The following is a 25,027-nucleotide window of genomic DNA, read 5'->3' as shown; positions in this document are numbered from 1 at the left end:
TTCAGTTAATAATTACAGCGTACATGAAATTTAAGGAGTGGAATGCGTGGAATATAATGTTCAAGAAATGATCTTCCAATTCATTGGTGGATTAGGTATTTTCTTATTCGGGATTAAATACATGGGCGATGGACTGCAACAAGCAGCTGGAGATCGTCTTCGCGATATTCTAGATCGTTTTACAACAAACCCACTAATGGGTGTACTAGCTGGTATGTTAGTTACTGTATTAATCCAATCTAGTTCAGGAACAACCGCTTTAACAGTCGGACTTGTAAGTGCCGGATTTATGACATTAAGACAAGCAATCGGTGTTATTATGGGTGCAAACATCGGTACGACAGTTACTGCATTTATTATCGGAATTAAAATCGGAGAATATGCTCTCCCAGTTATGGCAGTTGGAGCAATCTTACTATTCTTCTTTAAAAATAAAAAAGTACATTCTGTAGGTCAAGTTGTATTCGGTTTTGGTATGCTATTCTTCGGTTTAGAATTAATGAGCGCAGGTATGAAACCTCTTCGTTCTTTAGAGTCATTCCAAGATTTAATGATTAGCATGAGTGATAATCCAATTTTAGGAATTGTTGTCGGTACAGTCTTCACTTTAATTGTACAGAGCTCAAGTGCAACAATCGGTATTTTACAAGAACTATTCGGTCAAGGTGCAATCGATTTACAAGCATCTCTTCCTGTATTATTCGGTGATAACATCGGTACGACAATTACAGCAGTATTAGCAGCAATCGGTACTTCAATTGCAGCAAGACGTGCAGCATTAGTTCACGTTATCTTTAATATTATCGGTACCATTATCTTTACAATTTTATTAGTACCATTTACAAGTTTAATTCAATATTTCCAAACATCATTAAACTTGAATCCAGAAATGACCATTGCATTTGCACACGGAACATTTAACGTAACAAATACAATCATTCAGTTCCCATTCATTGCAGTATTAGCATGGATTGTAACAAAAATTATTCGCGGCGAAGATTCTGCTATTAATTTCAAACCGCAACATTTAAATCCAATCTTTATTGAACAATCTCCAGCCATCGCTTTAACTGAAGCTCAAAAAGAGATTATCCGTATGGCTGAGTTCTCATTACATGGATTAAAAGAAGCAAATCAATTTTTAAATACACAAGACAAAAAACACGCAAACATGGCTACTCAATTAGAAGGAGCTATTAACAATTTAGATAAAAAAATTACCGAGTATTTAGTTTTACTATCAGAAAAGCCACTTTCACCTACGGATTCTGAAAAACATTCTGTTTTAGCAGGTGTTGTTGGAGATATTGAACGTGTCGGTGATCATGTAGAAAACCTTGTAGAACTTGTAGATTTCCAAATTTCAAACCGTGTTTCACTATCAGATGAAGCATTAGCTGAATTAAACGAAATGCTAGAATTAACGATTTCAACACTGCAAGACGCAGTTGAAGCTTTAACAAACTTCGATACTGAACTAGCTCAAACTGTTATTGCAAAAGAACGCAAAATCGATCAAATGGAACGTGTTCTTCGTAAACGTCACGTATTACGTCTAAACGAACGCAGCTGTTCAGGTGATGCAAGTATCATCTTCGTCGATATGGTAAGTAACTTAGAGCGCATTGGCGATCACGCTGTAAATATCGCTGACGGTGTTTTAGGCGAACAAGGAAAAATCAATTTAAAACAATCATTATAATAAGAAAGAGACGCTAACTTAAGCGTCTCTTTTTTCATTATATTTTAACAACTGTTCTTCCTTTTAACTTTCCTTGCAATATAAGTGCAAACTTCTTCTCTAATTCTTCTAATGTACATTCTTCTGTATAAGATAGTAATTCTTTATTTCCCCATTCTTTCGCTAAAAGCGTCCAGACATCTCTTCTCACATCTACTGGGCATTGCACGGAATCTATCCCTAAAAGGCTTATACCTCGTAAAATAAACGGATATACCGTGGTTTGTAGTTCCTGGCCTGCCACATTACCGCATGTCGTTACACAACCACCATACTTTACTGTTTTTAAAGCTGTTTCTAACATATGTCCACCTACAGTATCGATAACTCCCGCGTATATCCCTTTTAACATCGGTCTTCCTGATTCATCATTCAATTCCGCGCGATGAATCACTTTTTTCGCTCCTAGACGTAGTAGCATTTCTTCCTCTTCCATTTTCCCTGTCGCTCCTACTACGTTAAACCCTAACTTACTTAATATACTAACAGCTACACTCCCTACGCCGCCTGTAGCACCCGTTACTAAAATATCTCCCATACTAGGCTTGATTCCTGCTCCAATAAGCTTATATACCGAAAAAGCCGCAGTAAAACCTGCTGTCCCATACATCATACTTTCCTTTAATGACATTCCTTCTGGTAAAGGCACGACCCAAGATGATGGCACGCGAATATATTCTCCGAAACCACCAGAGGTATTCATACCTAAGTCATATCCCGTTACAATAACTTGATCTCCTACCTTAAAGCAGTTATCTTCACTACTCACAACTTCTCCTGCGGCATCAATTCCTGGCGTATGAGGATACGTTCTCGTAACACCTTTATTACCAGTAGCTGAAAGGGCATCTTTATAATTTAATGAAGAATAATGAACTTGTATGAGTACGTCTCCCTCAGGTAAACTACTTACTTCTCTCTCAACAACTTTTCTTACAAACTGATGATTTTCCGTTTCGTTCACAACGATTGCTCGGAATGATGTATGATTCATTATGCTCTCTCCTTTATCCGTCAAATTCTTCTTTATTATATAGAAGAAATAAGTAAGCTTACTCATTTCTTCTTGGCTATATTTCAACAAATCTTACTTCCCTATCGCTTTCTCATAATATATATTTTCATTTCTACTAATAGCCCTTATACTTATTCTACATCTACAAAATAATATATAGAAAATCTGACTTTTTATAAATAAATTGAATTTTTACGAAATGTAAATGATTTGTAATGTTTTTTTTCGCTAAATTTCATTATAATAAGTGGATATGAGTGTCGTATTTCAATCCAAATGAAGGAGTACAAGAAATGGAGCAAAACCCATCTTTGCAAGAAAATACACGCAGTAAACCGAAAAAAAATAAGAAAAAAATAAAAATTATTATAAGCGCTATACTATTCGTTTTATTAATAGGCGGCGGTTATACTTGGTTTTTAGTAAATAAAGCATCTTCTGCTGTTCGAAATGCCGCACACGATTTAGCACGCGGTGATAAATCTGATTTACGTGATAAGGCTGTAAAACCTATTACAAACAATGTCTCTGTTTTAATAATGGGTGTTGATGAAAGCGATGTCCGTGGAAAAGAATATGGTGAAGCTATAAGAACAGACGCGCTTTTACTTGCAACATTTAATAAAGATAGCAAAACTGTTAAACTATTAAGTATCCCACGTGACACATATACTTATATTCCAATAGAAAAGAAAAAAGATAAAATTACACACGCTCATGCATTCGGTTCTGCTAAAAACGGAAAAAATGGTGGACCACAAGCAAGCATTGATGCAGTTGAAAAATTAATGAATGTTCCTGTCGATTATTTTGTAAAATTCAACTTTAAATCATTTATAAAAATCGTCGATGACTTGGGCGGTGTTGAAGTTGATGTACCAGTTGAATTTACTGAGCAAGATAGCAATGATAATGCTGAGGCAATTCACCTAGAAAAAGGTGTTCAAAAGTTAAATGGCGAAGAAGCTCTTGCTCTTGCTAGAACAAGACACATCGATAGTGATGCAATGCGTGGACAACGTCAACAACTCGTTATCGAGGCTATTTTAAAGAAACTAACAAGTGTTGGTTCTGTAACAAAAGTTGGCAACATCATTGATGATATTAACGGACAATTCGTTACAAACTTAACATTTGATGATATGCTTTCATTCTATAAATATGGATCGGATTCGGAAATTGAGAAATTACAAATCCAAGGTGATGATTGCTATATGGCAAAAGGTGACGATACATGTAGCAAATCTGCTGGTGGTGGTCGAACTTACTACTACAATCCAGATAAAAAAGAATTAGCTAATGTTACAAATGAACTTCGTACTCATCTTGGGCTACCTGCATATACAAAGTCTGACTCAGACTCTGATTCGAAAAAGACAAAAGAATCTAAGTCTGAAAATTCAAGTGAACGCGAATCAAGTAACAATGAAGTGAAAAATAAGAACAAAAATAGCAGTGAAGATACAGAAACATCGTCTAACGACAATGAATAGTAAAGAAGCAGTACTCTATGGAGGTAGAGTACTGCTTCTTTTTATTTCTTCAGAATCAAAAATCAGAACTTTCTAACTATCTTTTTTAATATTTTTAAATTATAATAAATAGTAGCAATCTATTCCAATTATCAGGGGGCTCATACATATGAAAGCTGCAGTAAAACATAACATCTCAGATTTTAAAGACTACTTAAAATCCAACGATATATACATGGAAGAAAATATAGATGAAAATGATGGCTCTGTTCATTTTTCAGTAGGATTAGAGACAGAAGCTGGCGCAAAAATTCAACTTATCGCTGCTTTCCAAAACGAACATCCTACGGTGGATATATACTGCTTCAATGTTGCTCACGTGCCTGATGCAACATCAACAAATGATATTTTACATGTTATTAATGAATTAAACACATCTTATCGCTTTGCAAAATTCACATTAAACAAGCAAAATGCAATTGATATTTCAGCATCTCTTGCATTCTCAGAACCAAACTTTAATCCAGCACTTGTCTTTGAACATACGAGAATGCTATATAAATTAGCAAATGACGAATATAAAAACTTAATGAAAGTTATTTGGGCATAAAGTAAAACTATAATCCGTTAGGTTTACGGACAATAAATAAAAGGATGGGCTGTAAGCAGCACCATCCTTTTATTTTGATATCATATCGATCCACATTTTAACAGCAGTGCCTACAATTAAAGTGGACAATACATATTGCAGTACTTTTTGATTTAGCCTCTTCCCGACTCGTGCTCCAAGTGGCGCAGCAAATATACTGGCAACCGCAATAATTAGAGCTGGAATGATAACTACTTGCCCAGTAATCACTTTTCCTGTAGTAATCCCTATTGAGGAAATAAACGTAATAGCGATAGATGTCGCGATCGTCATGCGCAGTGGTAATTTTAAAATAACTAGCATAATGGGAACTAAAAGGAACGAACCTCCAGCTCCTATAATGCCTGAAGCTCCCCCTACAACGAACGCTAACAAGCTTGCTAACCATTTATTATACTTCACATCTCCACTATTATTTTGTTTCGGTACAAACATCATAATAGCTGCAATTGTAGCTAATGCTGCATAAACAACATTGACTGTATGTTCCTCTAATATGTTAGCACCGAAACTCCCTATGAAGCTTCCTATTAATATACTAGCTCCCATATACATAACTAACGTTTTATTCATGTCATTACTTTTCCGGTATGCCCACGCGCCTGCAAAAGTTGCAAAGAATACTTGTACCGCTGTAATACCGCTCACTTCATGTGACGTATAGCCAGTAAATCCTAGCAATACTGGAATGTATAAGATCATCGGATAATTAATAATCGCGCCACCAATCCCAACCATTCCTGATATAAACGATCCTATAAACCCAATTATAAAAAGTAATACGACTAAGCTCATCTTACATCCCCCGCCTTCTAAAAAGAAGGTGATTTAAATGAATAAGTTTACATTCCCATCCGAAGCATCTGCTAAATATGCCCCTACACCTGCAAACTCTACCCCTTCCATAATCTCTTCCTCTTTTAACCCTAATAAATCTACTGTCATTTGACAAGCTACAAGTTTAATTCCTTGTTCTTTCGCCAAATCAATTAAATCTGGCAAAGGCATTGCGTTATGTTTTTTCATAATGCCTTTAATCATCTTCGGCCCCATGCCAGCAAAATTCATTTTGGATAATCCCATCTTATCAGCACCGCGTGGCATCATTTTTCCAAATACTTTTTCTATAAATGTTTTCTTTACATTCACATGTTCATCTTTCCTTAAAGCATTTAATCCCCAGAAAGTATGAAAAATAGTTACCTCTTGATCATACGCCGCTGCGCCATTTGCAATAATATAAGCAGCCATTGCTTTATCGTAATCCCCGCTAAATAAAACGATTGTTGTTTTCTTCTGTTGTTCCATATTGTTCTCCCTCCAATTACCTATAGGGGTATTTATTTATTTATAAAAAGGCCCAAATCACTTACTTCACTATATGACTTTACCTTCCCACGCTAACATACCACCTACCATATTGATTGCTTGAAAACCGTAGCTCTCTAGAAACTGAACTGCTCTTCCACTTCTTCCGCCAGAGCGACAAACGATAATATACTCTTTCTTTTTATCCAACTCATGCATTCGAAACTCTAATAGCCTTAGCGGAATATTACATGCTTCTGGAATTCTCCCTTCTGCTACTTCTTCTACTTCACGGACATCTACGATATTTACTGCTTCTTTACGTAACAATTTTTCTTCTAATTCTTTTGCTGTCATTTCTTTCATTTTAAAGTCCCTCCTCACAAAGCATTCATACCACCCGAAACGTTTATTACTTGCTGAAACCCTAGTTTTTTCAACATCTTTGCAGCTTGCTTACTTCTCATTCCACTTTGGCAAATAACGATTACTTCCTTATTTTTATCTAACTGACTTGCTCTACTAGCTAACTCATTTAACGGGATATTCTGAAATCCTTTCATATGATTTCCTCTATATTCACCTACTGTACGAACATCGATACGTTGTTTCCCCTTTTTTTCCACTATATTCTTTAATTCTTTTCCACTGATATTTTGCACACCTTTCACTGGTAAAAATCGTGAAATAACAAACCATGCAGCAAGTACAATGAAAAGCGTACTTAATATTGTGTTCATATAACCAACCTCTCTGCATTTATAACAATATTTTTTTCCTACGCCTTCTTAATCCAAAACTTCAGCACATCAGCTTCTTCTACATGCTTTACGATGTCATGACCACTTTTATTTGCCCACGCTGGAATATCCTTAACTGACCCTTTATCCGTTACGTGTATTTCTAACACTTCTCCAGTTTGTAGAGTATCCATTGCTCTCTTTGTTCTTACAATCGGCATTGGACATGCTAAACCTTTCGCATCTAATACTTGTTTTATATTCATCATCAATTCCTCCAATTTGTTATTTTTATAATGACTCATGCACTGCACAACGATTTGGGCCAATCTCCATTTCACGCTCTTCTTCCACACTCGGATGAATTTTCCCCATATTCGTTTGACGAATTTCTTCATATGCATTTGGTTGTGGCGGTAAGTTCTCTGTCACAGTTTTACGAAACTCTATTTCATCAACAATATTTAACCCTACATTCTCTTTAAATAGCTCTTGTAAGCTCGCACTCACAATGCCTCTTTCATCCATTTCACTTATTTTTGAATAATGAGCTGGTAAAACAATTAAATCTTGAGACAGTTCCTTATACAGCGTATATAACGTATTTCGTAAATCACTCACCCAATCTTCAGCCTTACCAGCAAGGTCAGGACGCCCAATTGAATCTACAAATAAAATATCACCTGATAATAAATAAGAATCATCTACAATGAATGACGTACTTCCAATCGTATGCCCTGGTGAGTATAACGCGTCAATTTCAATTTTTGTACCCCCCACCGTAATAACAGATCCTTCTACAAGTGGTTCATATGAGAAAACGACTTCCTCGGCATCTTTTGGCGGTAACCAATACGTACCACCTACCTTTTCAGCTAACTTACGTCCTCCGGAAATATGGTCTGCATGTAAATGTGTATCCATTACATTCGTAATCGTAACGCCATGCTCTTTCGCAAACTCCTCATATGCTTCAACCGTTCTTACTGCATCAATAACTGCTGCTTCACCGTTAGAAACAACCATATAAGATAAACAGCCTTTTCCAAGACGATTAAATTGATATATACTTCCTCCGCCCTGTACATCCCCTACTTTTAACGGCTTCACATATTCACTCCAAGCTTTCATACCACCAGCTAAATAATAAATATTTTGTAATCCCGCCTCTGTTAATTGCTCTGCTACAAATATAGAAGACCCTTCTTTTGCACATACTACTAAAACATCTTTATCTTTAGGTAATTCACTTACAATATGATCTACACCATCTAACAAATCAAAGTAAGGTCTATTAATAGAAGAAACTTGTTTCCCTTCAATTTTCCAATCTTCATAATCCGTCTCATTGCGAACATCTAAAATAAATAACTCTCCGAATAAAACTTTCTCTGCCACATCTTTTGCTTGTAACGGTTTAACATTCATTTAATTACCCCCATAGGTATATTTTCGTTCAAAAAAATTTACTTCTCTATATTCCCTTGCCACTCTACCATACCTGGAATGACATTTTTCACATTTAAATAACCTTTCTCATTCAACATTTGGCAAGCTATATCACTGCGATTACCAGTTCGGCAAATAACATAAATTTGCTTCGTCTCATCTAACACTGCGCTGTCTAATTCACCTAATGGTACCGAAATGGCGGATGGAATATGGCCAAAAGCAAATTCCGCTGCTTCGCGAACATCTAATACAATGCTCTCTTCTCCATGAGACAATATAGACTGTAATTCTGCATTCGTAATTGTATGAGGATATTTCACAACTTCATTCACTTCATGCTCGCTTGCTTTCCTAACATAATGCACCAATACATCCCCCTCTTGTTTCGTCCCGATATATTGATGTCCTACTTTACTCGCCCAACTTTTTATATCTACCGTAGATCCTTTATCTGTTGCCTTAACTTCAATCACTTGCCCTGGTGCCAATCCTTCTATCGCCTTCTTCGTTTTCACAATAGGCATCGGACAAGCCAAACCTTTACAATCTAAACTCATATCCACTTTTATACTCATAATCGATTCCTCCACAATCCATATACATATACCTGCAGGGGTATATTAAAACGTTTTTGAAAATCTGTCAACAATTATGTTTGACAGATTATCGGCTTTTTACAAGTAATTGAACAGCTTCTTTAATTAACTCTTCATTTGAACCATTACCACTTTCAAACTGTTCACGCAAACATTGCTCTAAATTCGTTCCAACAACGAGCCCAATTGTACGATCAAGGGCAGAACGAGATGCCGTTAACTGTGTAATAACTTCTCGGCAATCTTTTCCTTCTTCCATCATACGAAGCACACCACGAACTTGACCTTCAATACGTTTCAATCTATTTTTCATATCTTGATTATATTCCATTCTATAATCACCTCATTACCATTATGTCACCATTTATAACCTATGACAATATATTATACCCTATAGGGTATTTTGTAAACCCCTATTTTTAATTTTTGTCTTATATGTTCGCAAACCAAAAAATAAAACCTTAATCTATAGATTTTCATCTTCCACTAAATCTTGAAGTAGAAGATGAAAAATATCAATATACAACACGTTCTGGCAATACTGTGCCATACAACTTAAAACCACCATCTACATTCTTTACCTTATATCCCTTTTCCATTAACATACGCGCTGCAACATACCCTCTCATACCAAGTTGGCAAGTGATATAAATTTCTTTGTCCATTGGTACTTCATCCAATCGATCACGTAATTCATCTAACGGAATATTAATAGAGCCTTTAATCATTCCCTGTTTTAGTTCATTAGGTTCTCGAACATCAATAAGGTACCCACCATTTTCAACAATGTGATCTATTTCATGCCATTGCACTGTGTCCACAAAACCATCTACTATATTACTTGCAGCATATCCCACCATGTTTACTGGATCTTTTGCAGAAGAATACGGCGGGGCATATGATAATTCTAAATCTGGTAAATCGATTACAGTTAAATTTGCCTTCATTGCCGTTGCAATAACATCGATACGCTTCTCTACTCCATCACGCCCTAAAGCCTGTGCTCCGTAAATTTTTCCGCTTTCTTTATTAAAGATTAATTTTATTAGCACTGGCGTAGCATTCGGATAGTATCCCGCATGAGAATTTGCCTGTACATGTACTACCTCATAGGGTATATTTAATCGTTTTAATATTTTCTCATTTACTCCAGTCGAAGCAACTGTTAAATCAAAAACTTTAGCCACAGAAGTTCCCATCGTACCTTTATATAAAGACTCCGTATGACCATGAATAATATCTGCTAACATGCGACCTTGACGATTAGCTGGCCACGCTAAAGGAATCATCGTTTCTGTTTCTGTAACAAAATCTTTCACTTCAATCGCATCACCAATTGCATATACATATGGGTCAGATGTTTGAAATTTCTCATTTACCTTTATCGTTCCTCTAACTCCTAATGCTAATCCTGCATCTTTCGCTAAACTACTCTCTGGTTGTACACCAATTGCTAAAATAATCATATCTGTCTCTATAATTGAACCATTTTTTAAACGTAAAACAGTCCCGCTCTCTTCTAATGCATCTACACCATCTTCAAAAACAAGCTCAACATTGTGCACCTTCATATGCTCATGTACATATACTGCCATTCCATAATCGATTGGTGGCATCACTTGATTCGCCATCTCTACAAGAGTAACTTCAATCTCACGTTCTCTTAAATTCTCAACCATTTCCACTCCAATAAATCCACCACCAACAACCGTCGCATGGCGTGGTTTCTTCTCATCAATATACGCTTTTATACGATCTGTATCAGGTACATTTCGTAACGTAAACAACGCCTTCGCTTCTTCAATACCTGGAATAGGTGGAACAATTGGTTTTGCCCCTGGTGAAAGAATTAAAACATCATATTCCTCGTTATATGTTTTACCTGTAGTTACATTCTTTATAGTAATTGTTTTCTCTTCTTTATTAATCTTTACCACTTCACTCAATACACGTATATCTAAATTAAAACGCTTTGACATCCTTTCAACAGTTTGTACTAATAATTTTTGTCTTTCTGTAATGACACCGCCAATATAATATGGCAATCCACAGTTTGCAAATGAAATGTATTCACCGCGTTCAACCATAATAATTTCATCTTCCTCACTTAAACGACGAAGCCTTGCAGCTACTGATGCCCCGCCGGCAACTCCGCCTACTACAACTATTTTTCTGGACATATTTTAAACCTCCATATTATTTAATTTTCTCATGTACCACAAAAACATATACCCGTATGGGTATATGATAGAGTATAAAAAATTTAATTTCAATCAATATGTCTTTCTTTCACAAATTTGAAACAAATAAAAAAGAACTTAGATATCTCCAAGTTCTTTACGAATGAAGCAATCCATCGTTCCATTTTCATACTTCCTATAATCTCTTTGTAAAACTATACTCCATGTTCCCGCCTAGTGCTGCAGCTGTATCACCAGTTTCTCTAAAATCATGTGTATATATTTTTTCAAATGAATCGAAATCTACTTGCTTATAAAATTCAAAACAAGGGAATCCATCATGCTCTCCTTGAATATCAATACTACCATCCTTTTTCACACATACATGTAATAAATAATCTACAGGAGGTGCATATATATTTAATGGATTACTTGCACTCGCACTCATTTTAAATTGCACACCACCAGGATTCCATACGATATTCGTGCACACAATATTTTCAGTACTCGCTTTTCCTGTTCTTTTATTCACAGAACCATCTGGATTCGTAACCTTCTCTGTCGTAATACCCGTGTTCGCATATGAAAACACTTCTTCTTTATAAAAATCCACTACTACCTCTTGCTCAACTCTAGAGCGCATCGCATTTACCGCATACGGTGTGAATTCACGTGAATCACCTTCGAATTGAATTACTTTTCCTGTTTCCATATCCTTCTTAGCCTCAGTCCAAGACATTGGAATAAATACACTGGCTCTAATTTTCACGATATTAGTCATAAGAAACACCTCTATAATTTTATTTTAGATACGGCATAATCTTGAGTAAAACAGCCCACAATCTCGCTATCATAATAAATAGCTTTCTCTTTTACGCTTGCTACTTCCTTCTGAAAAATAGCGCTATATTTACAGCTAGCTTATCGTTTTAAAGCTATATTCCATCTCTCCAGCTAGTGCTGCTGGGGTATCATCCGTTTTTCTGAAATCATGTTTGTATATCAATTCAAACGAACCAAAATCTACTTGTTTATAAAATTCATAGCAAGGGAAACCATCATGTACACCTTCAATATTCACAGTACCACTTTCATTAGCTCGTATAGTCAAAAAATAATCAGCTGCAGGTGCTGCTGCGTTTAAAGGATTACTTGCACTTGCTCTCATTTCAAATGAAACTTCATCTTCACTCCATACAATATTTGTACATACAATGTTTTCTGTACTTGTTTCTCCCTTTTGATACTCAATTGAGCCATCTGGATTTGTAATCTTCACGGTGACGATACAAGCATCTGCATATGTGAAAATTTCTCTTTTATAAAAATCAATATTCACTTCTTGTTCTAACCTTGAACGCTTTGTGTTCACAGCTTGTGGTGTAAACTCACGTGCATCTCCAGCATATTCAAACACTCTTCCTGTTGCAGGGTCCTTAATAGGTTCCAGCGATGCATACGGTGCAAATACACTCCCTCTAATTTTCACGATATTAACCATGTGAAACCTCCATTGATTCTATATTATATAAATCATTATTTGTTCTACCAACATAATATAGTCAATTTGATTGACTATATTATGTATAGTACAATAAGTATTACATATAGTCAACTTGATTGACTACAAGTGCGGAGGTTATATACATGGATCAAACATTTAACGAGTTAGATCTTACATCGCTTTTATCATTATCATTTAGCACATTAATCACTGAGCTACATGACAAATTAAGTGAATTAGGATTTGAAGATATTAGGCCAGCACATGGTTTTATGTTCAAACGCATCCTCCCTAATGGGGCAACTGGTATAGAGCTAGCTGAGTATTTAGGGATTTCCAAACAAGCTGTAAGTAAAATGGTGGATTCTCTTGAGAGTAATGGCTACGTTACACGCAAAACACATCCTACTGATAAAAGAGGTAAAATCATCGTTTTAACCGAACGTGGTTTGTCAGTAATGAAAGCTAAAGAAGAAATAGTAGCTGAAATAGAACAGCGATGGATTGAAAACATAGGTGCAGAACGAATGCAAATGCTGAAAGAGGATTTAACAACATTCGTTACTAAAGAAAATACAGAGAAATTATCATCAAATATACGACCTGTCTGGTAAACAAAAAACGAATCCACTTTGATTCATATTTTTCAAAATGGATTCGTTTTTCTATAGGTGTATTAAAAATCATGAATTTCTTTAAATTTTATTCTACTGACTATATTTTTTACACGTTATATAATTCCATAACTCTCTTCACAACCAACTCCGCAGTATTCTCCTCCGGTGGCATCAATAAATTCGTAACCGGTCCATACACAACAGGGCTTAATTCCACTTCATACCCACCATATGAGAATTCTTCCTTCGTTGGTAAATAACCAATATATCCATTCGTATATCCACCAAAGAAAGCTAATTCATTTTGAAGATTCTCTTTCACTTCTAATGCCGTTTCCGAAAAAGGTTCCATCGGTAAACCTGAAAACATACCATCATTAACTTGAAACAATTGCACTTCTAAATCAATACTTAACCGCCGAATACCTTGCCTATATTTCTCTAATACGATAGTAAGCCATTCGTCCGTATTCACGCCCCACTGCTTCTCGGCTAATCGAGCCATGCTTCGTATCTCATCAAATTCAGGAATATCCTTCAACTTCATTTGCATCATACTCGAAACTGTCCTTAGTTTTACAATTGGACTATATGTAACTGTTGGTAACATCGTTAATACATGTCCACTAAGTATGTAAGCCATTTGTTTTAACGCTTCCCTTGAACCGCGATATTTCGCATTCACATTTCCAGCGGCACCTTGAACGATAATAACAGGGCCGTTCACTATCTGCTCTAGAATCTCTCTCGTCATTCCAGGATAATCCGCTGATAATTCATCACTATCACCTTTTAAAACATTCGGATGCGCAGTACAAAATACTAAAACCCCAGATAACTCCTTCGTTTCAGCATCTCTTATTGCTAACATACCAATTCGTTTATCTACAACACCATCTATATTTGTTCCCATCTTCGCTTTTCCATCAGATGTTCTCTCTCTTCGATTAACCCCAATATCACCTGTCGTAACACTCCAGCCAACTTCACATCGCTTCAAGTTTTTATTAGCAGTAACAGCACCATGCACTACATTATTTACTAAAATCGTTTTATACGACTTTACTAAAGGATGATCACCGACTGTTTCCGGCCCAGAGTGTGTATGTGTATAAACAACAGTTATTCGCTCAAATGGCACATGAAGCCTACTTGCTACTCGCTCACGAATCATATTCGTATCTTCTACTAACATCCCAATATTATCAATACTTATAAACACAGTTTTCAGTTCATCTTTTTCAAATACAAAAACTGTCCCATAAATACGCTCTTCAATATTATTTATTCCTGTCTCTCTATGATATCCGACAAAATCAATACCTACAGGCGGCGTAATATCAACCTTACATACCCCTACTTTGCTCATTTTAATCGCTCCATTTCTCTATGTAACTCCCTTTTTTCAAGAATAGCATATTTAACTTGGTTCCAAATAAAAAGAACGGACACAGTATCCTATGTCCGTTCTTCCCCTCACACATACTTCCGATGCACCATCTTCCCATCATAAGAAAACACAACGCCCTTACTCTCCACGATGGACTCCATATGCACCGTTCTTCCCCATAGCTGATGAAGATATGGCAATACTTTTTCTAAATATTTTAAATCGAGCTCGATTCCTTCGTAACTATGTTTAATGTATAATTCTCCGTTCTTTAAGTAGTCTCCATCTTCTACTACTAAATACGGGAACCCACCATTTGTCCGCATATTTACGAGTTGATCACGCACATTTTCCCATTCTTTATCTATTACTTTATATTCTTTTCCTTGGCGCTGGAATAAGTACATATCTTCTCGCATAACAAGATCTTTATTTAAGTAGTTTCTTAGGAACGATACGTCCCATTCAATTTCGCGTACTTCAAACATTTTGTCACGGCCAGATCCTGGTTTTACGCCTCGTCGTTTCATTTCTTCTGTTGGATTGTTGTAACGTTCTTCAATATCTTCAAACATTTTAATACCGAGGTAGTATGGATTAATGCTTGTTTTTGATGGCTGTACAACACCTGCATTTAATTTCGCAAATTCAATTGCTTCATCAGAGGTTAAGTCCATTTCGCGAAGTATGCGTTGATGCCAGTAGGATGCCCAGCCTTCGTTCATGATTTTCGTTTCAAGCTGCGGCCAGAAATATAACATTTCTTCACGCATCATCGTTAATATATCACGCTGCCAATCTTCTAGTTCACGGCTATATTCTTCAATAAAGAGGAGCAAGTCTTTCTCTGGTTGCGGTGGGATCTTCTTCTTTTTGCGTATATTGGATCGTTCTCTCTTTTTGTTTCGATCATCTAAATTCCATAGATCATCGTATTGTGATACCTTTTTCTTTTCTACTTCTTCTAAATCATCAATACTCCACGCAAGTTTGGGACGCATGAGCGACGGGTCAATGTGCTCTTGAATGGCAAGTACGGCATCTAAAAATGTTTCTACTTCTTCTTTTCCGTACTTATGCTCATATGCTTTCACCCGTTCAGCTGTCGCTGACATACTTTCTACCATATCTCGCTTCGTATTTGAAAAACGAATATTATTTTTAAAGAAATCACAGTGCGCTAAAACGTGCGCTACAATTAATTTGTTTTGAATTAAAGAGTTCGTATCTAATAAAAAGGCGTAACATGGATCAGAGTTAATAACGAGTTCGTATATTTTACTAAGTCCTAAATCGTATTGTAATTTCATTCTGAAAAATTGTTTTCCAAAACTCCAATGTGAAAACCTTGTCGGCATCCCATATGCACCAAATGTATAAATAATTTCCGCTGGACATATTTCATAACGCATCGGATAAAAATCAAGCCCAAATCCAGTCGCAATTTCCGTAATTTCCGCAATCGCATATTGCAGTGCTTTATCGTCACTTGCTCTCATTATTTTCCCTCCTTACACTTTCCCTTAAGAAAGTGTATGATGAAGAACAAGCTTTCATGAGGATTGATTGCATAATAAAAAGACACCCTCGTAAAAACGAGAATGTCTCATCTATTAACCTTCAATAATCTCCATCTTCTCCATAATTGGAGTACGAGCTTTTCCTTCTGGTGCTTTATCGAAATAGCCGATATGAAGAATTCCAACGATACGTTGGCCTCTTGTTAAACCGATTCCTTCTATAAATAATGGATTGTAGTTTAATCCGCCTGATTTCCAAACGCAACCTAATCCGCGTTCCCAAGCAAGAAGTTGGAAGTTTTGCATGAATGCACATGTTGCAGCATAATCTTCATCACGTTGAATTTGACGCGGATCTTCATTTATATATACAACGATTTGTGCAGGCGTGCTTAAAAAACGATCTGATAAAATTTTACCGCGTTTCGCTCTTTCTTCTTCTGTGAAAGAGTTTAATACTGCATCTACTAATTTCTTGCGGCCTTCTCCGATGTATAGTTTACAATTCCATGGTTCACGGTGCTTATGATTTGGTGCCCATGTTGCATCATTTAATAGTTCAATTAATAAATCTTTTTCTACTGCTTTGTCTGTAAATGTACGAACAGAGCGCCTTTCTTTAATCACATTAGCGATGGAAGTATATGTAGTCATATTTATCTCTCCCTTATTTTTATCTATATGTATAAGTTTATCGTCAGTATTGATATTGATTTTCAATTTCGATTATACCTTAGTTTTTTACTATTAATCAATGTTTTATGTTGGAAAACTTCTAAAAACGTCATTCCATGCTGTGAATAAAAAAACTTAACTTGTTCACAAGTATTTCACATTTTATGGAAATGATATGTGTACAGTTTTCCACACTATCCATCTAGGAGGAGTTTACATGTACAAAAAAATCGCGGTAAGTATGACTATGGCAGCATTATTATGTGGGATATCCACCTTCCCTACGTCCGCTGCCACACCAAAAGAAGTAACAATGCATCACCATAAACCAATTTCAGAAGAAGAAATGCAGTCGCTAGAAAAACTCGGCTATAACAAACATGAAATTTGGAAAGCTGCTCATATTGCAAGAATCAGTAAACAAGAAATAAAAGGTGTTTTATCTTACTATAAGCAAAATAAATCTTGGGAGAAAACAGCCGAGCATTTCGGTGTAGATCCAAGTAAGCTGAAAAAGCATCATATGAGTAAAGAAACAAAGCAAGCACTGCTACAACAGTTAGCAACTATGCAAAAATCCACACCGGATCAGCTAAAACAAAAAATGAAAGAATATAACATCAAATTGCGTCATCTTACTGTGTTAACAATCATCTCTCAAAAAAGCAATACCCCTCTTGATGATGTATTAAAAATGAAAAAAGATGGAATGGACATTAAACAAATTGCCGAAAAATTAAATGTAAAAAGAGAAGATATAAGAGCGGAAATGTTGAAATTAGTGAAGTCTATTAAAGAAAAGAAAACAAATTAACACGCTAAAAAGGAAGAGGTATTCACTACTCTTCCTTTTCTTTATAAACTTTCAACTTTGAAGTATAAATTTCCGTCTTTCCCAAAAACTAACACAAGTAAATGACGTATGTTAGGGGTGAGAAAATGTTCGGTTTATCATCTAAGAAATCAAAAAAGACTAATACAAAAACACTTTGTTCTATTCCAGAATTTATACAAACCATGAAAGAATCAAGCGATTTTGTCTCTTATAACATACTTAAAGATGAAACGTTGTGCTTGTTTTATTATAAATCTGTCGTGGAAGCACTTATTATTAAACAATTCATTTTAACTCCTATAAAAAAGGAATCGGAACAAATTCAAAACATCTCTGATTTATGTAATATCATCTCTATTGAAGACATTATTACCTCCCCTTCTATTGATGATATTCGTGAAAAATTATTAGGTGGATATATTTTAATACGATTAAAAAACAATGCGAATCCTGATCAATATGCTTTAATTCGTGCCGAAAGTACTGTTTTAGGAAAACGATTATATAACGATACAGAAAATGAGTATAGTGTAATCGGGCCTAAAATCGGTTTCGTTGAAAATCTTGATACAAATATCCACTTATTGCGCCGAAATATCGTAACAGAGCAACTCATTTTTAAAGAAGTTACCGTCGGATCTATATCAAAAACGAAAGTAGCAGTTGCTTATATAGAAGGAATTACAAATGAACAATTTGTCAACACCGCAATTCAACGGCTAGAAGACATTGACTTTGATGTCCCATTTGATTCAACTATGATTGAGCAATTTATTAGTGATAATAGCAATTCACCTTTTCCTGTTCTATTACCTACAGAACGATTAGATCGAGCTGTATTTGCATTAATTAATGGGGAAGTTTTAATCTTAACAGATGGCTCTCCATATGCTTTATCAGGACCAACAACGTTACTGGATTTTTTCATTTCACCAGAAGATTATTATTTACCGTGGATGATTGGATCGTTCTTTCGTATTATTCGTTTTTTCGGAGCTATATTTTCTCTTTTTTCCTCCGCTATTTATACAGCGGCTTTAACATATCATTATCAAATGATCCCTGCCGATTTACTAGGTCCTATTATTTTCTCGAGAGCTAACGTACCTTTCCCTCCTATTCTAGAAGCACTCTTTTTAGAAATTACAATTGAATTGCTCCGTGAAGCTGGAGCGCGTTTACCGACAAAAGTCGGACAAACAATCGGGATTGTTGGGGGGATTGTAATTGGCCAAGCATCTGTTGAAGCGGCTTTGACAAGTACAATTTTATTAATTGCAGTTGCTTTATCCGCTCTTGCATCTTTCACAACACCAACAGTAAAGATGTCTTCTACTATCCGGTTGTTACGCTTTCCGCTTATTCTTTTAGCCGGTGCATTCGGAGGATTAGGCCTCGCTGTCGGATTTGTATTTATTTTAGCTCATTTAATTAAATTAAAATCGCTTGGATCACCTTATTTGTTACCTTTATATCCATTTCGTGGTTTAGGTACAGCAGAAGGTTTTCTTCGATTACCATTTAGTCAAACGGCACAAAGACCTTCTTTTCTTAGACCAAAATCAAAATGGCGATATAATCCAAACAAATCGAAGCAAAAACGTGATGGTGAGAATGAATGAAGAAAATTTTATTGCACCTTATTATCATTATCTTCTTCATTTTACAAACTGGCTGTACACAAACGTATATAGTGGATACGCAGCGTATTATTCATGTCGCTGGATTTGACATCACAAAAAACAAAAGATTCCAAGGAACTATTCTCTTCCCAGAGTACACACATGGTGTAAAGTCTAAACCAGAAACTCAATCAACATCTGCCCGTTCACTTGAGACAATCGCTTCACGATTAAATGCAAAATCACCTCACAATGTCGTTGTAGGTCAAATGCGTGTCGTCCTATTTGGAAAGGCTCTAGGAGAACGTGGAATGGGAGAGATTATTACTAACTTACAACGTGACCCAAATATCGGGCGCGATGTACAACTAGCAATTGTAGATGGATCAGCTGAGGAACTTTTAAATTACGGAAAAAAAAATGGATCTTTATACATTGCTGATTTACTTGAACAAAATATCCGAAATGAGAATATTCCACAAACCGCATTAGACATTTTTTTATATAATTACTACTCTTCTGTATGTGATGCCTATGTCCCTTATCTTAAAATGGACGATAATCATTCCGTCGCTGTCAAAGGACTTGCTTTTTTAAAAGGCGATAAAGTCGTTATGTATACGGATAAAAGACATTCTGTTTTAGCAAAATTACTTATTAACCCTACGAAAAATGGACGTTACGAAGCAGCGATAACAAAGGATAAACATAAAGGTATGGTTGTTATACAAAACTTAGCTGGGGAAAATAAGTATGATATAGATCAAACTGGCGACATACCAAAAGTAAAAATCCATTTAAAATTAAATGGATTAATTAAAAACTCTCCAAATTGGATTGATCTAAGAAAAAAAACAAATATCAACTATATAAAAAAACAAATTGAACGAAATGTTGAAAAAGACTGTGAAGATTTAATAAAACAATTTCAAGAAAAGAAAATTGATCCTTTAGGAATACGAGATGAAATTAGAAGCCATACGAGAAAATGGAATATAAAACAAATTCGAAATATGTATCAAAACGTAGCGGTGGATATAAATTTAGATCTTAATATTGTACAATCTGGAATCGGGGAATAGTGAGGTGAAATGAGCAATGAATACAATGAATAAAACAAAAACTGTTTCTCCATATTTTGCATTTATTTTATTGCATTCTCTCCAAATCGGAATAGGAATTCTCGGATATCAACGTGTAATTTTGAAAAATGCAGGTTATGATGCTTGGATTTCTCTTATTATTGCAGGTATTGCAACTCATATTGTACTGTTTTGTATGTTAAAAATGCTTGAAAAAGACGGAGATTTAATTAGCATTCATACAACAACCTTTGGAAAATGGATTGGCTCTATATTTTCTGTAATTTTCACTCTTTATTGCTTATTATTTTGCCTTACTGTTCTTCGTACATATATGGAAGTAATACAAGTTTGGATCTTTCCTACCATTAAGTTATGGAAACTTACGCTTATGTTTTTGTTAGTCACTTACTACATTATAAAAGGTGGCTTCCGTTCTGTGACAGGGATATGTTTTTGGGGTATTGTTCTTCCTATGTTCGTTGTATTCTTTTTAGTCTATCCGATGAAGTATGCACATTTTCGTAATATTTTACCTATTTTTACACATTCCCCTTTCGACATACTTGTGTCAGCAAAACAATCTGCATTAGAATTTCTCGGATTTGAAACAATTCTTATCTTCTATCCCTTTATTGAAAAAGGAAAATCTTTAAAAAGATGGGCTCACGCAGGGATTGTTTTTAGCACTCTAATTTATGTAGTTTTAGCTATTGTATCATTTATGTATTATAGTGAAGGACAATTGAATCACACTATTTGGCCTACTTTAACGATGTTAAAAATAATTAAAGTTCCTTTTATTCAGCGGTTCGAATATATTATTATTTTTGTTTGGTTTTTAATAATTTTGCCGAATCTTTGTTTAACTATTTGGTCATCATGTCAAACGATGAAGCGTTCCTTTCATATTTCATTTAAATTTACACTACCATTTTTTATTTTCATCGTTTTTACAGCTTCTTTATTTTTTAAAAATCGGGAAAGTATCAACGCATTAAATACTGTACTATCTCAAGCGGGATTGTATATTGTATACGCTTATATCCCACTTTTATTTCTATTCCATTCGCTAAGATGGCGCTTCAAAAATCAGTCAAAAAAATCTTCAACCGATACACCGTAATCTCTGATACAATTTGATTAATACATTTGTAAAGGGGACAAGCGAATGAAAAAGTATGTATTTTCTTTACTTGCAGTACTGAGCTTAATTCTTGCTGGATGCGGAAGTACTGGTACAAATGACCAAAAATCTTCCGAATCAAAAAAAGAAGAACATGACCACGCATCGCACACTCAGCAAGCTGACATTCAAGAGAAAACAAAAGGAGTCGACACACTTCCTACCTTCCTAGATAAGCTTGATCCACAAATGAAAGATATCTACACTGTCGCTGGACAAAATGCAGAGCTATTAGATTGGATTCCATGCTATTGTGGTTGCGGTGAAAGTGTAGGACATAAAAATAATAAAAACTGCTTTATTCGTGAAATTAAAAAGAATGGTGAAGTTGTTTGGGACTCCCATGCAACGACTTGCGTCAATTGCCTAGAAATCGCAGTTGAATCTGCTTCCATGAAACAAAAAGGAAAATCAACGCTTGAAATTCGTAACTATATCGATAATAAATACAAAGAAGGCTATGGTAAACCAACACCTACGCCAATGCCAAAAGCTTAAAAAACGAGGAAACTCCTCGTTTTTTCTTTTCATTCACTTTTTTTCTTAACAAATTCTTTCAAGTGTATTTCTCCTTACTTATCACACACTATATATAACTCTCGGTAAGGAGGGTACACAGTGCAAACATATAACGACTATGATAAAGCTCTCTATTACACGTATTGCTGTAATTGGGATAAATTACTCGTTCTCATGGTTCAAACGAACGATCAATTATTTTCTAAGCGTATTGAGCATTTTTTACACGCTTATCAATACAGTAAAGAACTCCCAGAAGTTGATAAACAATTGCAGCTCCTATTTCAATATATTGACCACGCATCCCAAAAGTCGCATGTAGAAGAAGTAGAACAAATTCAAATGTAAACTATAGCGCTATTCTCTTCCGGAGAATGGCGCTTTTTTAAAATATTTATATCAATAAAAGTTTCTCCTTATAAAACTTTTATTGATAAACATATTTTTTCTTTCTTTTCCATACCACTTCATACTATAATTTAGTATGTAACTATTATAAGAGAGGTATAAAATATGGGACGAGAAAAAAAGCAAGAATATGCTTTACTTACCGCATGGGGAGCTTCTTTTATCGCTACACTAGGAAGTCTGTACTTTTCCGAAATCATGAAATTTGAGCCTTGTGTTCTTTGTTGGTATCAACGTATTTTTATGTATCCATTCGTTTTATGGCTTGGTATCGCTGTAGCAAAGAAAGATTATCGCATTGCAAGTTATTCTTTACCAATTGCAAGTATTGGTGCTTGTATTTCTTTATATCACTATGCAATTCAAAAAGTCGCAGCATTTTCAGCTGCTGGGGCAGCTTGTGGACGTGTACCATGTACGGGAGAATACATAAACTGGTTCGGCTTTGTGACAATCCCGTTTTTAGCACTTATCGGCTTTATTACAATCGCTGTTTGTAGCTTTATTGTCATCAAAAACAAATAAGGAGATGAAAGAATGAAAAAAATGCTTATATTTGGTGGTATTATTATCGCCTTGTTTGCGGCAATTTTCGCTGTAACACAAATGGAAGAAAAAAAAGCTTCAACTAGCCAAAAAATTGATAATGCTACTGGTAGTCAAACAGATGGTCCTGACTACTACACAAATAAAATCTCTCTTTCAGATCTTCAAAAGAACTTAAAAGAGAAAAAAGAAGAAACAGTATACTTTTATCAAACATCTTGCGTTCATTGCCAAAAATTATCTCCTGTCGTAGTGCCAATGGCTAAAGACTTGAACGTTGATATGAAAGTTATGGATATTGAAAAATTAGATGTTCCTTGGGATGAATATAAAATTCAAGGTACACCAACAATCATTCATTTTAAAGATGGCAAAGAAGTGAGCCGTATTAGCGGTGAACAGCCGAAAGACAAATTAAAAGAATGGCTTGAACAAACGAAAAAGTAATAAGAAAAGGAAACTCCTTCTACACATGAAATGGGCGTAAAATCCCACACTAATGTATAAGGAGGGGGTTTTATGCCAGAAGTAAGATGTTCTGTTTCCAACTGTTCTTTTTGGGGACAAGGTAACTTTTGTCAAGCAAGTGCGATCATCGTTCAGCCTGATGCAGATGAAACTGGTCAAACTGAAAATGATTCATATACAGCTGCTGTTTTAACAAACGAGACGCTAGAAAGTTCTGTAGCAACGAGTGTAGAGACTTGTTGTCATACATTTAAGCCTAAATATTAACAATTATTCCACCTCATATACGTGAGGTGGTTTTTTCTTTCTCTCTTCTTGTTTACGTCATCTCTAATTCTCCCTATAATAAAGTTAACATTTTTATGAATACGAAGGTGAAATACTATGGCTAAAACAATTGCAGATATCGCCAAATTGGCTGGAGTTGCAAAAAGCACAGTCTCTCGTTACTTAAACGGCGGATATGTAAGTGATAAAACAAAACTTAAAATCGAAGGTATTATTCAGGAAACAAATTTCTCTCCCAATACATTTGCTCAAAGTTTAAAAGCAAAAACAACAAATTTAATTGGTGTCATCATCCCCCGATTAGACTCCTTCGCTACAATGAAAACACTTATCGGGATCGATAAAACATTACAGGAAAATAACTATCAAATGCTTGTAGCAAATGCAAATCAAACAACCGAAACTGAAATACAAGCAATTGAAAACTTTATAAAACAAAAGGTAGCTGGCATTATTTTATTAACAAAAACATTAACGAATGAACATCAAAAAATTATGGCTAATTCAAACATCCCTATTTTATTCGTCGGGCAAGAATATAAAGATCAATATTGCCTCGTTCACGATGATTATGATGCAGCTTATGAGTTAGGGGCATACGTTTTATCGCAAGGCCATCGACATATTGCCTATTTAGGGATAGAAAAAGATGATATTTCTGTTGGAATAAATCGAAAAAATGGTTTTCAAAAAGCAATTGAAAATTTAGAACCGACTTGCAACGTTTCATATTACGAAACAACTTTCCGCATAGAAGATGCCATGAAACAAGTACAACATATTTTAGATAATAATCGCCCAACTCTTATCGTATGTGCTACAGATAACATCGCTCTTGGCGCAATGAAAGTCATTCACTCCCACTCCCTTTCTGTACCAGGTGATATTTCTGTAACAGGATTCGGTGGATATGATATTTCAGAAATGGTACACCCTAGTTTAACGACAATTGCGTTTGACTATGAGTATGCTGGAAAGCTTGCTGCCACTTCTCTTTCACAGCTTGTTGAAAACAAAACTATACCAAAAATATTACACTCTCGTTATACATTAAAAATCCAAGAAAGCGTTGACAAAATATAAAGGCGCTCTATAATAAAATTAAAACCGGTTCCACATTTTAAAAACAGGATTTTCAACATCATTTCCCTGTTTTTTATTTTAACTTATTACGGAACCGGTTCCACAAAAAGAAAATTTATAGTAAGGGGGAA

29 protein-coding genes are annotated in these 25,027 nt (G+C 35.3%); 14 read left to right on the top strand and 15 right to left on the bottom strand.

Annotated features, from left to right (window positions below; translation table 11 throughout):
- Window positions 1-46: 46 nt before the first annotated feature.
- Window positions 47-1,702 carry a Na/Pi cotransporter family protein gene (locus ACO6VI_RS16980; RefSeq protein ID WP_023521221.1) on the top strand — a complete coding sequence of 552 codons (1,656 nt, stop codon included), beginning with the start codon at window positions 47-49 and terminating at the stop codon, window positions 1,700-1,702.
- A 37-nt stretch (window positions 1,703-1,739) separates the two neighbouring features.
- Here the strand turns inward: ACO6VI_RS16980 and ACO6VI_RS16975 are convergent, their stop codons facing one another.
- Window positions 1,740-2,735 carry a YhdH/YhfP family quinone oxidoreductase gene (locus ACO6VI_RS16975; protein ID WP_088021524.1) on the bottom strand — a complete coding sequence of 332 codons (996 nt, stop codon included), beginning with the start codon at window positions 2,733-2,735 and terminating at the stop codon, window positions 1,740-1,742.
- A 314-nt stretch (window positions 2,736-3,049) separates the two neighbouring features.
- On the opposite strand from ACO6VI_RS16975, the gene ACO6VI_RS16970 reads away from it, so the two are divergent.
- Window positions 3,050-4,249: an LCP family protein gene (locus ACO6VI_RS16970; RefSeq protein ID WP_000437406.1), complete on the top strand. Its 1,200-nt coding sequence runs from the start codon at window positions 3,050-3,052 to the stop codon at window positions 4,247-4,249.
- A gap of 148 nt (window positions 4,250-4,397) precedes the next feature.
- Complete coding sequence (locus ACO6VI_RS16965; RefSeq protein WP_000642361.1) at window positions 4,398-4,838, top strand: hypothetical protein; 441 nt, start codon at window positions 4,398-4,400, stop codon at window positions 4,836-4,838.
- Window positions 4,839-4,907: 69 nt separating this feature from the next.
- On the opposite strand, the gene ACO6VI_RS16960 is transcribed toward ACO6VI_RS16965, so the two are convergent.
- From ACO6VI_RS16960 to ACO6VI_RS16910, 11 genes are all read right to left on the bottom strand, one after another.
- Window positions 4,908-5,672, bottom strand: a complete 765-nt coding sequence (locus ACO6VI_RS16960; RefSeq protein ID WP_000060742.1) for a sulfite exporter TauE/SafE family protein — start codon at window positions 5,670-5,672, stop codon at window positions 4,908-4,910.
- A gap of 33 nt (window positions 5,673-5,705) precedes the next feature.
- Window positions 5,706-6,185, bottom strand: a complete 480-nt coding sequence (locus tag ACO6VI_RS16955; protein ID WP_000437741.1) for a DsrE/DsrF/DrsH-like family protein — start codon at window positions 6,183-6,185, stop codon at window positions 5,706-5,708.
- Window positions 6,186-6,254: 69 nt separating this feature from the next.
- The gene (locus tag ACO6VI_RS16950; protein ID WP_000661802.1) at window positions 6,255-6,551 is read right to left on the bottom strand and encodes a rhodanese-like domain-containing protein; all 297 of its coding nucleotides are present in this window, start codon (window positions 6,549-6,551) and stop codon (window positions 6,255-6,257) included.
- Window positions 6,552-6,565: 14 nt separating this feature from the next.
- Window positions 6,566-6,925: a rhodanese-like domain-containing protein gene (locus tag ACO6VI_RS16945; protein ID WP_063546510.1), complete on the bottom strand. Its 360-nt coding sequence runs from the start codon at window positions 6,923-6,925 to the stop codon at window positions 6,566-6,568.
- Window positions 6,926-6,963: 38 nt separating this feature from the next.
- The gene (locus ACO6VI_RS16940; protein WP_014481958.1) at window positions 6,964-7,194 is read right to left on the bottom strand and encodes a sulfurtransferase TusA family protein; all 231 of its coding nucleotides are present in this window, start codon (window positions 7,192-7,194) and stop codon (window positions 6,964-6,966) included.
- Window positions 7,195-7,216: 22 nt separating this feature from the next.
- Entirely contained in the window at window positions 7,217-8,353 is a 1,137-nt protein-coding gene (locus tag ACO6VI_RS16935) for an MBL fold metallo-hydrolase (RefSeq protein WP_001101341.1), read from the bottom strand.
- Between the two features lie 38 nt (window positions 8,354-8,391).
- Window positions 8,392-8,952 carry a sulfurtransferase TusA family protein gene (locus tag ACO6VI_RS16930; RefSeq protein WP_422423694.1) on the bottom strand — a complete coding sequence of 187 codons (561 nt, stop codon included), beginning with the start codon at window positions 8,950-8,952 and terminating at the stop codon, window positions 8,392-8,394.
- A gap of 88 nt (window positions 8,953-9,040) precedes the next feature.
- Window positions 9,041-9,304, bottom strand: coding sequence for a metal-sensitive transcriptional regulator (locus ACO6VI_RS16925; RefSeq protein ID WP_000456206.1), 264 nt, complete (start codon window positions 9,302-9,304; stop codon window positions 9,041-9,043).
- Between the two features lie 184 nt (window positions 9,305-9,488).
- Window positions 9,489-11,153: a CoA-disulfide reductase gene (gene cdr, locus ACO6VI_RS16920; protein WP_063546504.1), complete on the bottom strand. Its 1,665-nt coding sequence runs from the start codon at window positions 11,151-11,153 to the stop codon at window positions 9,489-9,491.
- A 196-nt stretch (window positions 11,154-11,349) separates the two neighbouring features.
- Entirely contained in the window at window positions 11,350-11,934 is a 585-nt protein-coding gene (locus ACO6VI_RS16915) for a DUF3238 domain-containing protein (RefSeq protein WP_000182102.1), read from the bottom strand.
- Window positions 11,935-12,069: 135 nt separating this feature from the next.
- A complete protein-coding gene (locus tag ACO6VI_RS16910; RefSeq protein WP_063546502.1) occupies window positions 12,070-12,654 on the bottom strand; it encodes a DUF3238 domain-containing protein in 585 nt (194 codons plus the stop codon).
- 146 nt (window positions 12,655-12,800) lie between these two features.
- On the opposite strand from ACO6VI_RS16910, the gene ACO6VI_RS16905 reads away from it, so the two are divergent.
- Window positions 12,801-13,271: a MarR family winged helix-turn-helix transcriptional regulator gene (locus ACO6VI_RS16905; protein ID WP_063535698.1), complete on the top strand. Its 471-nt coding sequence runs from the start codon at window positions 12,801-12,803 to the stop codon at window positions 13,269-13,271.
- Between the two features lie 109 nt (window positions 13,272-13,380).
- On the opposite strand, the gene ACO6VI_RS16900 is transcribed toward ACO6VI_RS16905, so the two are convergent.
- The 3 genes from ACO6VI_RS16900 to ACO6VI_RS16890 all read right to left on the bottom strand — a co-directional run bounded on the left by ACO6VI_RS16900 (window position 13,381) and on the right by ACO6VI_RS16890 (window position 16,838).
- Window positions 13,381-14,643 (bottom strand): neutral/alkaline non-lysosomal ceramidase N-terminal domain-containing protein, encoded by a 1,263-nt coding sequence (locus ACO6VI_RS16900; RefSeq protein WP_063546500.1) that lies wholly within the window; start codon window positions 14,641-14,643, stop codon window positions 13,381-13,383.
- A gap of 107 nt (window positions 14,644-14,750) precedes the next feature.
- Window positions 14,751-16,163: a stage V sporulation protein SpoVR gene (gene spoVR / locus ACO6VI_RS16895; RefSeq protein ID WP_001202719.1), complete on the bottom strand. Its 1,413-nt coding sequence runs from the start codon at window positions 16,161-16,163 to the stop codon at window positions 14,751-14,753.
- Between the two features lie 114 nt (window positions 16,164-16,277).
- Window positions 16,278-16,838 (bottom strand): nitroreductase family protein, encoded by a 561-nt coding sequence (locus ACO6VI_RS16890; protein ID WP_000214818.1) that lies wholly within the window; start codon window positions 16,836-16,838, stop codon window positions 16,278-16,280.
- A gap of 238 nt (window positions 16,839-17,076) precedes the next feature.
- Between ACO6VI_RS16890 and ACO6VI_RS16885 the strand changes: the two genes are divergently transcribed.
- From ACO6VI_RS16885 to ACO6VI_RS16840, 10 genes are all read left to right on the top strand, one after another.
- Window positions 17,077-17,673 (top strand): hypothetical protein, encoded by a 597-nt coding sequence (locus ACO6VI_RS16885; protein WP_000276982.1) that lies wholly within the window; start codon window positions 17,077-17,079, stop codon window positions 17,671-17,673.
- A 125-nt stretch (window positions 17,674-17,798) separates the two neighbouring features.
- Window positions 17,799-19,316 (top strand): spore germination protein, encoded by a 1,518-nt coding sequence (locus ACO6VI_RS16880; RefSeq protein ID WP_000467487.1) that lies wholly within the window; start codon window positions 17,799-17,801, stop codon window positions 19,314-19,316.
- Window positions 19,313-20,398: a Ger(x)C family spore germination protein gene (locus ACO6VI_RS16875; RefSeq protein ID WP_000722252.1), complete on the top strand. Its 1,086-nt coding sequence runs from the start codon at window positions 19,313-19,315 to the stop codon at window positions 20,396-20,398. The genes ACO6VI_RS16880 and ACO6VI_RS16875 overlap by 4 nt, the downstream gene beginning before the upstream one ends.
- 16 nt (window positions 20,399-20,414) lie before the next feature.
- A complete protein-coding gene (locus ACO6VI_RS16870) occupies window positions 20,415-21,524 on the top strand; it encodes a GerAB/ArcD/ProY family transporter (protein ID WP_001095035.1) in 1,110 nt (369 codons plus the stop codon).
- A gap of 45 nt (window positions 21,525-21,569) precedes the next feature.
- On the top strand, window positions 21,570-22,082 hold the full coding sequence (locus ACO6VI_RS16865; protein WP_000761026.1) for a PCYCGC domain-containing protein: 513 nt from the start codon (window positions 21,570-21,572) through the stop codon (window positions 22,080-22,082).
- Window positions 22,083-22,202: 120 nt separating this feature from the next.
- A complete protein-coding gene (locus ACO6VI_RS16860) occupies window positions 22,203-22,451 on the top strand; it encodes a YhdB family protein (protein WP_001195459.1) in 249 nt (82 codons plus the stop codon).
- A gap of 165 nt (window positions 22,452-22,616) precedes the next feature.
- Window positions 22,617-23,036, top strand: coding sequence for a disulfide oxidoreductase (locus ACO6VI_RS16855; protein WP_000532263.1), 420 nt, complete (start codon window positions 22,617-22,619; stop codon window positions 23,034-23,036).
- Between the two features lie 12 nt (window positions 23,037-23,048).
- The gene (locus ACO6VI_RS16850; protein ID WP_000738432.1) at window positions 23,049-23,504 is read left to right on the top strand and encodes a thioredoxin family protein; all 456 of its coding nucleotides are present in this window, start codon (window positions 23,049-23,051) and stop codon (window positions 23,502-23,504) included.
- A gap of 72 nt (window positions 23,505-23,576) precedes the next feature.
- Window positions 23,577-23,792: a DUF1540 domain-containing protein gene (locus ACO6VI_RS16845; protein WP_001115481.1), complete on the top strand. Its 216-nt coding sequence runs from the start codon at window positions 23,577-23,579 to the stop codon at window positions 23,790-23,792.
- A 117-nt stretch (window positions 23,793-23,909) separates the two neighbouring features.
- On the top strand, window positions 23,910-24,896 hold the full coding sequence (locus tag ACO6VI_RS16840; RefSeq protein ID WP_065224734.1) for a LacI family DNA-binding transcriptional regulator: 987 nt from the start codon (window positions 23,910-23,912) through the stop codon (window positions 24,894-24,896).
- Window positions 24,897-25,027: the final 131 nt, after the last annotated feature.

Origin of the sequence: Bacillus sp. PSXD-155 (genome assembly GCF_049310765.1) — a bacterium.
Lineage (GTDB): Bacteria > Bacillota > Bacilli > Bacillales > Bacillaceae_G > Bacillus_A > Bacillus_A cereus.
The sequence above is the reverse complement of the archived record's forward strand: the minus strand, read 5'-3'. Positions and strand labels throughout refer to the sequence as shown.